Raw genomic sequence first — 13,327 nt, forward strand, 5'->3', positions numbered from 1 at the left:
TTTCATGCAATTGCACGTCGTTCAGGCAGGGGAATCGCTCTATGGCATTGCCCAAGCTTACAGTACGTCGCCCCAGTCGATTGCCACTGCCAACCAACTGGATGCCCCTAATGAACTTGTTGTCGGCCAGACGCTTGTCATTCCCATCTACGGAAGATACTATTTTGTCCAGCCTGGTGATACATTAAGCGTCATTGCTGCGCGCTATGGCTTTTCTGTCCAACAGTTGGCCGAAATAAACAACCTTATGCCAACTCAAGTTCTCCCTGTCGGTTTTCGTCTTTACTTGCCTCCTGCCGCCAAGCAGGAAATTGAAACGAATGCCTATATTGAACCAACACAGGATACGATTAGCGAGGCGTTGCTCACTTCTGCCCGCGAAGCAGCTCCATACTTAACGTACTTAGCACCGTTCAGTTACCGTATCACTGCTGAAGGCGCACTGTTGCCTGTTCCCTTAGGCAGTCTTCCTGATATTGCCGACGAAAACAATACTGCTTTAATGATGGTGATTACAAACTTGCAGGAAGGGGCATTTAGTGGCGAACTTGGCCAGACTGTACTAGAATCACCTGACATCCAAAATACACTCCTTGATGCGATTATCACAGAAGCCAATCGTGTTGGCCGCTTTTCTGATGTCCACTTCGATTTTGAATTTTTACCTCCAGCCATGAGAGAACCTTATAATGCCTTTCTAAGAAAAGCAGTCGACAGGCTCCATCAAGAAGGGCTGTTAGTCTCCACTGCTCTTGCCCCAAAAACAAGCGCTGCCCAAACAGGGCAATGGTATGAAGCTCATGATTATCGGGCCCATGGTGACATTGTCGATTTTGTTGTGCTCATGACCTATGAGTGGGGCTACTCAGGCGGACCCCCTCAGGCCGTTTCGCCAATAGGGCCTGTTACCGAAGTAGTCGAATACGCTTTAACTGAAATGGCGCCAGATAAAATCATGCTTGGCCAAAATTTATATGGCTACGATTGGACATTGCCGTTCGAACCTGGCGGAGAATACGCCCGGGCAATTAGCCCCCAGCAAGCGATTGCATTAGCGCGTGAACATAATGTTGCGATTGAGTTTGACACAGATGCACAGGCCCCTTTCTTCCACTACATTGACGCGAACGGTAGGGAACATGAAGTGTGGTTTGAAGATGGCCGTTCCATCCAGGCGAAGTTCAACCTAATTAAACAGAACGAACTTCGAGGCATTAGCTACTGGAAGCTCGGCTTGTCATTCCCGCAAAACTGGCTGTTGCTCAATGACCAATTTACGATCCGCAAACGCCGCTAATACACGTTTAGGCAGATGCAAAAACGGCAATTCTATAAGTGCCTGTCCAAGGCAAAACAAGGCAGTAGGAATCGATGTGGCATCGTCGTCCTAAAGCCTGAAAAGTTGGAGTAAAGAAGGTGCATTATGTCCCAAAAAACAGCGGTCATAACTGGAGCAGCATCAGGGATCGGCAGAGCAACAGCAATGGCATTTGCCAAAGAAGGAACCACGCTTGTTTTAATCGATCAAGACGAACAAAGGTTAAAAACGTTGAAAGCGGAGCTTGATAAAGAGCACGTTTATTGTTTTCAGGCTGACATTTCAGACGCCAAACGGATGGAGACTGTATTTAATGAAATCGGCGAAACGGTGAAAACCATTGATATTGTCTTTGCCAATGCTGGCATAAACGGCACGGTCACTTCGATTGAAGCGTTTGAGCCGAAGGATTGGGAACAAACGGTGCAAGTCAATTTAACAGGCACTTTTTTAAGCGTCAAATATGCGATTCCACTTATGAAAAAACAGGGCGGAAGCATCATGATGACCAGTTCGGTTAACGGCACTCGTGTCTTTTCCAACTTCGGTATGTCTGCTTACAGCGCCTCAAAAGCAGGAATTGCCGCTTTTGCCAAGATGGCCGCACTAGAACTTGCCAACTATGGCATACGCGTCAATGTCATTTGCCCAGGCGCCATTCGCACACACATCGATGAACGGACATACCGCCATGAAGAAGCACTCAAACCGATTACAATCCATAAAAATAGCGAGCCATTTCCGACACCTCCTGGCACGCCAGAGCAAGTTGCTGACACTGTCCTTTATTTAGCATCAGACGGCGCTAAACATATAAGCGGCGCAGAAATCGTGATTGACGGGGCGCAGACATTGCTTTAAACAGCAATCAGACTGATAGAAAACATCTGGCCTACGAGATGTGTAGGCGAGGAAAACGCCGAATCATGAATAATGCGAGGCAACGACAGCCGGAGCAGCCATCCTACTGGAGGCTGCTCCGGTTTTATTCACTCCAAATAGACTTGAGCTTGTGAACGGTGCATGTTGGCATAACGATGCTCCCTCCTTCTGCAAATACGGTCATGCCAGTGCTTGTTTCTTGCGGATAAATTCGGCTCGTTATTACCGTTTCTCCATCATTAATGAACACTTCAACCGAAGAACGATCGATAAACAAGCGAACATCGATTGTGGCCGCAGACTTGATTGAAACCGTCCGTGCTCCGCCTGGCCCTTCCCCTGAGCGAGATCGATCCAACGTAACCGTGTGCTTCAACAAGTCAAATCGAAGCACCGTTTCCTCGCTCCCATCTGCCGCACAGCAAAATCTGATGCCAAAAGCAGAAGCATCCGAATCAACAAGAGCGAACTGGGCTTCAAGCTCGACTAGGTTGCCTGATGAAAGGATGGGGTGCACGTGCTTGACGTGAAGCGGGCCAATAGGGGTCGATTGTTGGCGCAATAACGTCAACTCTTCAATTGGTTTCATTGCTATTTTTCCTTCTTCAGTAAGCACCAATTCCCTTGGCAAAGTCATCGCCCCTGCCCAACCATGCTTCTGGCTTGGCTTTGGCGATTCCCACATATCCATCCAACCGATGGCAATCCGCCTGCCTTTGCCGTCCAACAACGTTTGCACGGCATAAAAATCATGCCCGTAATCAAGCTCTGTAAAGCTGCTTCGTATAAATTGGCCATTCACATAATCACCCACCATATAAACCGTTTGATGATGATTTAAATACCGGTCTCCTTCTGGCTCAACGCCTTGTGGTGAAGCAAGCAGCACATATTTATCGCCGAGCTTGAAAAAGTCCGGGCATTCCCACATATAGCCTTCATTGCCACCGTCATTTTGGGCAAGCACACCTCGGTATGTCCATTCTTCAAGGTTAGCCGATTCATATAGCAACACTTGCCCTTGGTCATGTTTAGTCGCCCCAACAACCATGAACCAAACACCGTTTTCACGCCACACTTTTGGATCGCGGAAATCCTGCCCCATCCCTGCTGGTTGTTGGTGAATCACCGGATTAGCGTTTGCTTTATAAAAGTGGATGCCGTCACGGCTACGGGCAATGTTTTGGTTTTGCACAATGACATCTTTTTCAGGATCAATGACATTGTGGCCTGTATATATGAGTGTTAGCGTACCCTGGTCGTCTACCGCACTTCCTGAAAAACAGCCATCGCGGTCATACGCCTCACCAGGAGCTAAAGCAACGGGCAAATGGTGCCAATGAATAAGATCATCGCTTATTCCATGGCCCCAATGCATCGGGCCCCATGTTTCCCCATATGGGTAGTGTTGGTAAAAGGCATGGTATTGGCCGTTGAAATAAATGAGCCCATTTGGGTCATTCATCCACCCCGAAGGCGCCATTAAATGATAGCGAAGCCGATAGGCAGCACGTTCATTTTGGTTTGCTTGAACGGTTTTTGTAGCTTGCGTCACTCGTTCTCTATGGCTTTTATTTCCGTGTACTTGATTCATCCCTATTGTTCTCCTTCTCCTGTTGAATAAACCCGTATTCTTTTTTCGAGGCGGTTTTTTTGCTCTCTGGCAACCACTTCGGCACTCCCTTGGCCAACTGCTGCAATCATCACTCCTCGTTCTGTTTCATCGATAATGGTGACGATGTCCTCATCACTGCTTCCCCACTCAATCACTTCTTCGCCCACGTTGTAATCTGGTTTCAAATCGGCTATAAGCTCTCTTGTTTCCCCAATCTCCAACCGAACTGTTTCTTCATTGGTCACAATCCGCTCCAGCTGCCCCTCGGTCACACGGGCACGCCACACATTATGCAAGTGGATTGCTTGTGCATGCTGGACATGGATGGAGCCGCCGTCAGCATACCATTCAATCCCTGCATTCGTTGGATCCGTATAAATAAGGGATGTAAACGTAAGCTCACCATCATTGATAAACCATTCGATCGATGATTCATCGACAAGCACATCCAGCTTCATGAACCCCCGTTTTGCATCATAATCTGCCTCATAGCGCTGTCCGAACGGAAATGGTTGGCCATTGCGATCGATTATGGTTTCCAGCCCTGCATTGGTACGATCTAAAAACACTTTCTGATATTCTCCATCAAAGCCAAGAAGTGACTCGACACCATTACCATGCCTGAGCCGCAAGCCAAATTCTCGCAAATCTTCCCACGAAACTTCGGCCGTAAAACGGTAAGTCGTCCCTTTAAAATCGAGCGGAGTTGCCTCGTTGGCAACGTCAAAAGGAGCAAAATCCTGTTGTTTGGCATAAATCGTGTCAAGTTCGGATATCGGCTTTTGCCGTAGTCGCACTTGCCCGTTGGAATTTGTATACAACCCTAACTCTCTTGGAATCGACATCGCTCCCATCCATGGATCGGTTGGCGATTGGTACGGATACCGCCAGTTCGCCATCCAGCCGAGCCAGACCGTCCGGCCATCCAAATTCGCAAATGTTTGCGCTGCATAAAAGTCCTGGCCTATATCAGTAATCAGCACTTCTGCGGCATCATTGTCGTTTGTAAAGGCAGTCCCATCAAATTCACCGACAAAATATTGCGCAGTAGAGCCATTGGTTTCATCATTATCGCCTACACTAACGTGGAGAACCCACTTTTGATTGTCCTCATCGCCGTCAACTGGAAGGCGGAACAAATCAGGACATTCCCACACTGCAGCATGCAATCCTTCCTCGGCACCAAACTGGCTCGCAAATGCCCAATCAATCAAGTTGTCAGAATGGTAAAAGCTGACGGTCTGATTCGTTGAGACTACCATGACCCACTTTGCCGTTTCCTCATGCCAAAACACTTTCGGGTCGCGGAAATCTTTCATGCCAGTGTTCGGAATAACAGGGTTACCAACATACCGTTCCCACGTCCGTCCATCGTCTTTGCTGTAAGCAATCGATTGGGCTTCGCCCCCCTCTGTGTTTGTATAAATCGCAACCAACCCTGGTTTCCCGCCAAACAAACCGCTTGTATCCTTCTCATCAACAACTACACTACCGGATAACGCTTGACCTAAATGATCACGTTCTAACGCAATCGGCAAGTGCTCCCAATGAAGCAAATCCTTGCTAACAGCATGGGCCCACGTTCCATTTTTTTGATGGAATAAATGGTATTCCCCTTTATAAAATACGAGCCCATTTGGATCAGCTAAATTGCCCACAGGGGTAGAGAAGTGGTACTGTGGCCTATACCGTTCTGTGTAATAAGAAGCGTCCTCTCTTAATGACGCCATTCTTTCCCCTCCTGTTTCAAGCATCGTGCAACTTGTGCCTATCATCAGAAACGCCAGCAAAAAAAGCGTTTTTGTAAACAATCTCATTGGCTCTCCATTTGTTCATGGTAGCGGTCATACGCATCTTGGCGGATTTGCAGCCATTCTTCTAAGCCCATTTCATACAGCTGGTTTACATAGGCTTCCCATTCCTCTTCGACGCCGCCTTCCATAAGCCAACGGGCATAATTTCGCTCAACGACATCCATTAAATCCGCTTCTAGGAAATGCAACCGGTCTAGCTCTTCTTCGTTCATAAAGACATTTGGGTAACTCTCTTCCCAAATAAAATCGGCGTAATACGTTTCAATATCTTGAAGTCGCTGTTTGGCCCGCGGCTCCATATCTACTACAGTGCCGAAATGTTCTTCTAATACAACAGATGGGCCCATCGGCGCCACTTTTTCACGAAATTCGCCCATGGTGATCCCTTCTGGCAGCTCTTTATTCACAAGCATGCCATTTTCGTCTTCCTCATAAATGTCACCAATCGGTCCCCAATTAATCTGGGCCGACAAGTGTGGGTCATATAGTTGGTCGACCCATCTCATTGTCAATTCTGGATTTTCATTCGCCGATGTAATGACAAAGGCACCGCGATGATGTTCATGATGGTTAGAACGCCCATACATCCGATCCCCATTCGGCCCCTCAAGGGGACCAAGCAAGACATAATCCTCAGCTCGCTCTAAGCCGACAACAGATTCAATTTCCCAAAAAATAAAGGCGCCTAAAGGGTTAGGATCTTGTTTCCCTTTAGCCAAAAACTGTCCTGTGTCATGGGTAAACACTTCTTGGTCGATCAGCCCTTCTGCAAACCATTCATGGAAATACGCGATCGCTTCTTTATACTCATTTTGAACGGCTGTAAAAATGACTTCCCCGTCCTTTACAACTAGTTTGTTTGGGTTATCAGGCAGGCCAAAGGCTGCAAAAAAGTCGCCTAAATAGCCTTGGAATCCGTCATTTGGCGTAAAGCTCAATCCTTCATCGGCTTTGCCGCTTCCATTCACATCATGCTCACGGAAAGCCCTTAATGCCTCACGGAGTTCATCCAACGTTTCTGGTTTTTCAAGCCCTACTTCATCAAGCCACGCTTGGTTAATCGCTGTAAAATTGGCAAAGGGAACAAGCCCCATTTCTTCTACTCGTGGCAATGAATAAATATGTCCATCTGGAGCTGTTAAAACAGCCAACAGCTCAGGGCGTTCATCTAAAATCTTTTGTAAGTTCGGCGCATATTCTTCAATTAAGCCTTCAAGAGGGATAATGGCGCCATCACGGCCATAGCGGACAAGGTCATAATCACTAAAACCAGCATTGTAAAAAGCATCAGGCAAATCATTGCTGGCGAGCATTAAATTCTTCCTCTCAGCATAGCCATCTCCAGGAATGTTGTTCCAATTAATGTGAACATTGGTCATATTTTCTATTTCTTTAAAAATTGTCATTTCTCCAAAATTTGGCGCCAAGGCAGACTTTGGCGATACAAACTGTAAAGACACATCAACTCCTTCGTCGACAAGAGGCAGCCCCGTTTCATTAAATTCTACTTTCTCAGCATTGTTATTTTCCTGGTTGCTTGATTCATTATTGCAGGCAGACAAAGCAATGACAGAAACAAGCAAACATGTGGCCCGTTTTTTCATACACGTTTTCCCCCTTTTGTTAGCCTTTAATCGATCCAATCATCACGCCTTTTACAAAATATTTTTGCAAAAATGGGTATAAAACAAGCAACGGTAAAGACGAAACGATAATGACTCCGTATTTAATTTGTTCTGCTACAGCAAGCTGTACTTGATTCGATTCAATGTCGCCAATCATTTGCGTCGATGCCTCACTTTGGATGAGCAAATTTCGTAAAATTAATTGCAACGGATAAAGCGAATCATTATTCAAGTAAATCAACGCATCAAAAAAAGAGTTCCAATGAGTGACGACATGAAAAAGCACCATGACTGCAATAATCGGCTTTGACAACGGCAGAACAATTTTTGCAAAGAAACGAAAATCATCGCAGCCATCAATTTGTGCTGCTTCTAGCATGTCTTTCGGAATCGATGTCTGAAAAAAAGTACGGCAAATAATGACATTCCATAACCCAACTGCATTCGGAATCACCATTGCCCAAATCGTATTCACCATTCCTAAATCGCGAACGACAAGATACGTTGGAATCATTCCTCCATGGAAAAACAACGTAACCACCAAAAACATCATAATGATATGGCGCCCTGGCAAATCTTTACGGGAAAGGGCGTATCCAGAGGTGACCGTCAACGACACGCTTATCGCCGTACCAAGTGTTGCGTATAGAAGTGTATTTTTAAAACCATTGACAATATTGTCATCTTGAAAAATACGCTTAAAACCATCAAACGTAATATCCTTTGGCAAAAGGAGTACATCCCCGGCAAAGACACGGTTTGGATCGCTTATTGAGGCAATCACAATAAAGTAAAGTGGATATAACACAAGCAGGCAGCCAATTGTCAGCAACGTGACATTGACTATATCAAACGCCTTATCGCCTCTTGTCCGTTTCCATTTGTCCATTCGATCTTCCCCCCCTACCATAAACTACTGTCGGACATTTTTCGCGCAATTTGGTTGACTGTGACAAGCAAAATCAAGTTAATGATGGCATTAAATAACCCGACTGCTGTGCCAAAACTATATTGCGCTTGCTGGATGCCGACCTCGTACACATACGTTGCAATAATATTAGATGATTCTTTATTTAGCGGTGTTTGCATCAATAGCGCCTTTTCAAACCCAATGTTCATCAAGTTTCCTAGCGCTAAAATTAACATGATAACGGAAATCGGCATAATCGCTGGTATATCAATATGCAGCATTCGTTTAAACTTACTGGCGCCGTCCATTACCGCCGCTTCATGCAAAGATGGATCAACCCCGCTCAATGCAGCCAAATAAATAATCGCTGCAAAGCCTGTTCCTTGCCAAACGCCGGAGAACACATATAACGTTTTGAACCATTCTGGACTCGCCATAAAATTGATTGGTTCACCGCCAAACAGTCCAATCAAATGGTTGATTAAACCACTTGATGGCGATAAAAAAACAAATAAAATTCCCACTAATACAACGACAGAGATGAAATGAGGTGCATACACGACTGTCTGAAGAAATCGTTTATATTTGTGGCTAATAAGCATGTTCAGCATTAATGCCAATAAGATTGGCAGCGGAAACCCAACGGCAAGTTCATAAATGCTTAAAACAAGGGTGTTTTCCAAAATAGTCCAAAATTGATAAGACTGAAAGAAACGCATAAAGTGGTCTAACCCGACCCATTCACTGCCCCATACTCCTAAGCTTGGCAAATAATTTTTAAACGCAATTTGCAACCCATACATGGGGTAATACTTAAATATAAGAAAGTAAATAATCGTTGGCGCCAACAACACATACAATTGCCAACTGCGAAGCACACGGACGAACTTCTTCTGTTTTTGTGGTTGAATGTGCCCCAATCTGGCACGATTGCCCTTAATGCGTGATGGCTGTACGACAGACATCTGTTTCCCACCTCCTTTATTATGAAAAGCGCTTTCAAAACGATTTTATGTCAACCGGTTTCATATGTCAACCGGTTGACATAAAAGAAGGCAAAAAACATCTCCGAACGTTCGGCAATGATGTTTTTCGCCTTTGCTTTGTTCATACACTATTCCCTCTTACTAATTCAATGCTATGCACATATTCTTTTTCAAGCGCCTTCTCTGGTTGTTCTATTTGCTGAATGAGAATTTGCACTGCTGTCTCTGCCATCGTGATCATCGGCTGCTTGATTGTTGTTAGTTCAGGCACATGCTGACGAACAAACTCCGTGCCATCATATCCGATCACTTTCACGTCTTCAGGAACACGCTTGTTTCGGCGACGCACTTCTTGGATGACCTTTAACGCGATGCTATCGTCACTTGCAAAGACACCATCCATCTGTGGTTGCTGATCAAACAAAGCACAAATCGCTGCTTCCGCTTCCGCTTGCGATAAAACGCTGCGAATTTCATAGGTCATAGCGGGCAAACCGTATCGTTGCATGACTGCTTCATAACCGTTGCGCCGAAGGTTGGCAGGTGTCTCTAGTTCAGCAGGCCCATTAATATGGACAATGTTTTTACAACCGGCTTCGATAAGCGTGGCGGCTGCGAGTTCTCCCCCTGCATAATTATCGGAACTAATGACTGGGATCCCGCTTGATAAATAGTGGTCAAATGCGACTGTAGGCATTTGCTCGGACACGTCGATTAATCCACGGTTGTATGTACAGACGATCACGCCATCCACTTGATTGCGCCGCAGCATTTCCCAGTAATGTGCTTCTTTTTCTGCATTGTGTAAACTATTGCAAAGAAGCACTTTTAATCCAGCTAGCGCGCAAAAATGTTCAATTCGCGCTGTTAGTTCCCCGTAAAACGGGTTAGCGGTTGTTGGTACAATCAAGCCAATTAAATTGGAGCGTTTATTGTAAAGCGAGCGTGCTAAATCATTTGGGATATAGTTTAACTTTTTCATTGCGTCATAAACTTTTTGGCGTGTTTCTTCACTTATGTAGCCACGTTTGTTCATTACTCGTGAAACAGTGGTTGGCGAAACCCCTGCCGCTTTGGCCACATCGCTAATTTTCGGCTTTATTTTAAACACCCCCTATTCTTCTGCCTTCTATATTAATGAAGCCAGCGCTTTCACACAATAAAAAAGCCTAAAGCCATATGGCCATAGGCAAGCTATAAAAAAAGCAAGTAACCAATGAATAAGAGAATAACCCAAATCGGCAAGCTAATCAACGTACCCCAAATAAGTCCTAAAACAAACCGTCCGTCTTGCATATGGCGATCCTTCATCTGCAAGCACCCCTTTTTAGCATCTTAAACAAAAAAGGGCTGGTTTATACCATTTTTTTAAAGCGTTTTCTTACTGATATATCAAACAACCAATACATGGGCTGCATTTTCGCTTTTCGATTCAATGAAAGTTGTACGACACCTTATACAGCGAAGACTTTTTTGCAGTTTAGAGAAGTTGCATGATACCCATCAGTGTGAATTAGGTTGCTGCTGAACAAAAACCCCATTTTCCACTAACTCAGATCGACTAATTGCTCCACTCGTCATTCTACTTACAAACACTGCCGCTACACCGGGAAGTAAGAACGCATGGCCAACGATCGTCATAGACAGCAGCACGGTAAACAAAATGAGTTGGAGAAAAGCGGCAATCGTATAAAGGGGATTTGCTAACAACAGTTTCATGCTCACGAGCATCGCTTTTGGCAATTTTAATCCGTATTTTATGACGAGCGGCACCGTATAAAGCTGGCTTAAAGCAACCATGCCAGCAAAGTACGTTTGAAAACAGGCAATCGCAAAGGCAAACCAGGTGTCTTCGACGACCCATAACCACCAAGAAGAAGCGACAATCGACACAAATATACCGAAAAAGCAAGCAAAGGCAATTCCCTGGATACAATGGGTTTTCGTTGCTTTTAAAAACGTTAAAAGCATTGATCCTTTTTCCTCTTGCAGCATCGTCTCAACTGCTCTGCTTGCGCCAAACCAAACTGGCCCTCCGGCAAACAAGGCAAAAATAATCGCCAACTGCCAAGGCAAAAACAAGATACCTGGCAACATGATCAGCGAAACGAACAAACTAATAGCAACGACCGAAACAATGGATTGGTACAAATCCTTTGCCGTTATTCGCAAAAGCGCTGTCACTGAAAACATAGACTCACCCTATTCGTTGTTGGCTTGTTTTATCGAACAAATGAATTTTATCGATTTGCAGAGAAACGGTCACTTCTTCTCCGGCCTGGACAAATGATTCCCCTGATACTTTTGCAATCGTATTTGTGCCATTTAAAGAAAAGTAAACTAAGTTTTCCGAGCCCAAATGCTCACATACGCGCACTGTGACAGTGGCATGGCCATCGCCTTCAGTAAGGCGGATATGCTCTGGACGAATGCCGCAGACAACTTCTTTGCCTATATAGCTAGCAATCTTTTGTTTCAATGCTGGAGCCAGAGGCCATTTGCTGTTTCCCACTTGAAGATACTCACCGGAAACGATTTTTCCATCCAAAAAATTCATCGCCGGCGAACCAATAAAGCCGCCAACAAACATATTCGCCGGTTTGGCGTACAGTTCTTGCGGCGAAGCAATTTGTTGGATTTCGCCTTTATTCATAACGACAATCCGTTCACCTAATGTCATCGCCTCTACTTGGTCATGGGTAACATAGACAATTGTCGCTCCAAGGCGCTGATGAAGCTCCGCTAATTCAATCCGCATTTGCACACGCAGTTTCGCGTCAAGGTTGGAAAGGGGCTCATCAAATAAAAACACTTTTGGATCACGGACAATCGCACGGCCAAGGGCGACACGTTGCCGCTGCCCTCCAGACAATTCCTTTGGCTTCCGTTCCAGCAAGTCATCGAGCCCTAAAATCGTTGATGCATAACGAACCTTTTCGTCAATGATGCTTTTGTCGATTTTCATATTCTTTAAGCCGAAACTTAAATTCTCTTTGATCGTCATATGAGGATAAAGCGCATAATCTTGGAACACCATCGCAATGTCCCGGTCTTTCGGATGGACGTGGTTAACAAGTTGGTCGTCTATATAGATGTTTCCTTCTGTCTGCTTTTCAAGACCGGCAATCATTCGCAGTGATGTCGTCTTGCCACAACCTGAAGGGCCGACAAAAACAAGAAATTCTTTATCGTTGATCGTAAATGTGGCGTCTTTCACGGCTGTAAAGGTGCCACCGCGCTTTTCGTCCACAAATGTTTTGGTAATGTGGTCAAACACAATCGTCGCCATTTTCCACCTATCCTTTCACGGCACCAATGGTAATGCCTTGCAAAAAATACTTTTGCAGCGAGAAAAACAACAGAAACATCGGCAGCGCTGCGACCACAGAACCGGCCATCATTGCCCCAAAATCAGTGGCATCGGCAAATTTAAAACTAGCCAAGCCAATTTGAATCGTCCGCATCGAACTTGTTTGTGTAACTAGAAATGGCCAAAAAAATTCATTCCATGTCGCCACGAACGTAAAAATAGCCAACACGGCTAAGCCTGGTTTTGAAATCGGCAAAATGATTTTGTAAAAAATACGCCACTCGCTGCAACCATCAATCCGTGCCGCTTGAATGAGCGATGACGGCAAAGTCGACATGTATTGTTTCATCAAAAAGATGTTCCCAACTGTAGCAAACATCGGCAGCATGATCGCGGTATATGTATTGCCTAGCTGCAACGTGTTGACAACAATAATATAAACAGGGATCAATGTTACTTGCGCCGGGATCATCATCGTTCCGAGTAGCAGCCAAAAGATCGTGTTCCGTCCCGGAAACCGCAACTTCGCAAACGCATAGCCTGCCAACGAGCAAAACAACACATTGGTTACTGTTAACACAGATGAGACAAACAAGCTATTCAACAGCCAACGGACGGCATCAGTTTCCGTGAAAAAACGCACGTATGTGGCAATCGATGGATTCTTCGGGAACCATTCAGGAGTAAAGGAAGACGCCACTGCCGTATCCTTAAACGACATGACCAGCATCCAATAAAGGGGAATTAGCGTAATAACAATCCAACACAACAAAAGTGCGTAACTGACCATTTTTGCGGCGATTGCCTTTCGTTCAGGCGGGCGGTTAAGAGGCGCCTTTCTGTTTGCCGCTGGTTGGTTCATGGCAA

General features: G+C 45.3%; 11 protein-coding genes. 2 read left to right on the top strand and 9 right to left on the bottom strand.

Features of this window, described 5'->3' with window-relative positions; all coding sequences use genetic code 11:
* The first annotated feature begins 4 nt into the window (after nucleotides 1–4).
* Nucleotides 5–1,297 carry a LysM peptidoglycan-binding domain-containing protein gene (locus tag V5G21_RS04130; RefSeq protein WP_011247955.1) on the top strand — a complete coding sequence of 431 codons (1,293 nt, stop codon included), beginning with the start codon at nucleotides 5–7 and terminating at the stop codon, nucleotides 1,295–1,297.
* Between the two features lie 126 nt (nucleotides 1,298–1,423).
* Nucleotides 1,424–2,179 (top strand): SDR family oxidoreductase, encoded by a 756-nt coding sequence (locus tag V5G21_RS04135; RefSeq protein ID WP_011247956.1) that lies wholly within the window; start codon nucleotides 1,424–1,426, stop codon nucleotides 2,177–2,179.
* 124 nt (nucleotides 2,180–2,303) lie between these two features.
* Here the strand turns inward: V5G21_RS04135 and V5G21_RS04140 are convergent, their stop codons facing one another.
* The 9 genes from V5G21_RS04140 to V5G21_RS04180 all read right to left on the bottom strand — a co-directional run bounded on the left by V5G21_RS04140 (nucleotide 2,304) and on the right by V5G21_RS04180 (nucleotide 13,250).
* Nucleotides 2,304–3,794 (bottom strand): glycoside hydrolase family 32 protein, encoded by a 1,491-nt coding sequence (locus tag V5G21_RS04140; protein WP_011247957.1) that lies wholly within the window; start codon nucleotides 3,792–3,794, stop codon nucleotides 2,304–2,306.
* A 2-nt stretch (nucleotides 3,795–3,796) separates the two neighbouring features.
* Nucleotides 3,797–5,545 carry a GH32 C-terminal domain-containing protein gene (locus tag V5G21_RS04145; protein WP_011247958.1) on the bottom strand — a complete coding sequence of 583 codons (1,749 nt, stop codon included), beginning with the start codon at nucleotides 5,543–5,545 and terminating at the stop codon, nucleotides 3,797–3,799.
* A gap of 83 nt (nucleotides 5,546–5,628) precedes the next feature.
* Nucleotides 5,629–7,233 carry an ABC transporter substrate-binding protein gene (locus V5G21_RS04150; RefSeq protein ID WP_011247959.1) on the bottom strand — a complete coding sequence of 535 codons (1,605 nt, stop codon included), beginning with the start codon at nucleotides 7,231–7,233 and terminating at the stop codon, nucleotides 5,629–5,631.
* A 19-nt stretch (nucleotides 7,234–7,252) separates the two neighbouring features.
* Nucleotides 7,253–8,143 (bottom strand): carbohydrate ABC transporter permease, encoded by an 891-nt coding sequence (locus tag V5G21_RS04155; protein ID WP_011247960.1) that lies wholly within the window; start codon nucleotides 8,141–8,143, stop codon nucleotides 7,253–7,255.
* A 14-nt stretch (nucleotides 8,144–8,157) separates the two neighbouring features.
* On the bottom strand, nucleotides 8,158–9,129 hold the full coding sequence (locus V5G21_RS04160) for an ABC transporter permease (RefSeq protein ID WP_011247961.1): 972 nt from the start codon (nucleotides 9,127–9,129) through the stop codon (nucleotides 8,158–8,160).
* Between the two features lie 142 nt (nucleotides 9,130–9,271).
* The gene (locus V5G21_RS04165; RefSeq protein WP_035203608.1) at nucleotides 9,272–10,252 is read right to left on the bottom strand and encodes a LacI family DNA-binding transcriptional regulator; all 981 of its coding nucleotides are present in this window, start codon (nucleotides 10,250–10,252) and stop codon (nucleotides 9,272–9,274) included.
* Between the two features lie 401 nt (nucleotides 10,253–10,653).
* Nucleotides 10,654–11,343 carry a hypothetical protein gene (locus V5G21_RS04170; RefSeq protein WP_011247963.1) on the bottom strand — a complete coding sequence of 230 codons (690 nt, stop codon included), beginning with the start codon at nucleotides 11,341–11,343 and terminating at the stop codon, nucleotides 10,654–10,656.
* A gap of 4 nt (nucleotides 11,344–11,347) precedes the next feature.
* Nucleotides 11,348–12,439: an ABC transporter ATP-binding protein gene (locus V5G21_RS04175; RefSeq protein ID WP_011247964.1), complete on the bottom strand. Its 1,092-nt coding sequence runs from the start codon at nucleotides 12,437–12,439 to the stop codon at nucleotides 11,348–11,350.
* Between the two features lie 7 nt (nucleotides 12,440–12,446).
* A complete protein-coding gene (locus tag V5G21_RS04180; RefSeq protein WP_035203614.1) occupies nucleotides 12,447–13,250 on the bottom strand; it encodes a carbohydrate ABC transporter permease in 804 nt (267 codons plus the stop codon).
* Nucleotides 13,251–13,327: the final 77 nt, after the last annotated feature.

The organism is Shouchella rhizosphaerae, assembly GCF_036700015.1.
GTDB lineage: Bacteria > Bacillota > Bacilli > Bacillales > Bacillaceae_D > Shouchella > Shouchella rhizosphaerae.

Coding starts and splice junctions, on each gene's coding strand:
- V5G21_RS04130 (WP_011247955.1), top strand. CDS start 5: ATGCAATTGCACGTCGTTCAGGCAGGGGAATCGCTCTATGGCATTGCC.
- V5G21_RS04135 (WP_011247956.1), top strand. CDS start 1,424: ATGTCCCAAAAAACAGCGGTCATAACTGGAGCAGCATCAGGGATCGGC.
- V5G21_RS04140 (WP_011247957.1), bottom strand. CDS start 3,794: ATGAATCAAGTACACGGAAATAAAAGCCATAGAGAACGAGTGACGCAA.
- V5G21_RS04145 (WP_011247958.1), bottom strand. CDS start 5,545: ATGGCGTCATTAAGAGAGGACGCTTCTTATTACACAGAACGGTATAGG.
- V5G21_RS04150 (WP_011247959.1), bottom strand. CDS start 7,233: ATGAAAAAACGGGCCACATGTTTGCTTGTTTCTGTCATTGCTTTGTCT.
- V5G21_RS04155 (WP_011247960.1), bottom strand. CDS start 8,143: ATGGACAAATGGAAACGGACAAGAGGCGATAAGGCGTTTGATATAGTC.
- V5G21_RS04160 (WP_011247961.1), bottom strand. CDS start 9,129: ATGTCTGTCGTACAGCCATCACGCATTAAGGGCAATCGTGCCAGATTG.
- V5G21_RS04170 (WP_011247963.1), bottom strand. CDS start 11,343: ATGTTTTCAGTGACAGCGCTTTTGCGAATAACGGCAAAGGATTTGTAC.
- V5G21_RS04175 (WP_011247964.1), bottom strand. CDS start 12,439: ATGGCGACGATTGTGTTTGACCACATTACCAAAACATTTGTGGACGAA.
- V5G21_RS04180 (WP_035203614.1), bottom strand. CDS start 13,250: ATGGTCAGTTACGCACTTTTGTTGTGTTGGATTGTTATTACGCTAATT.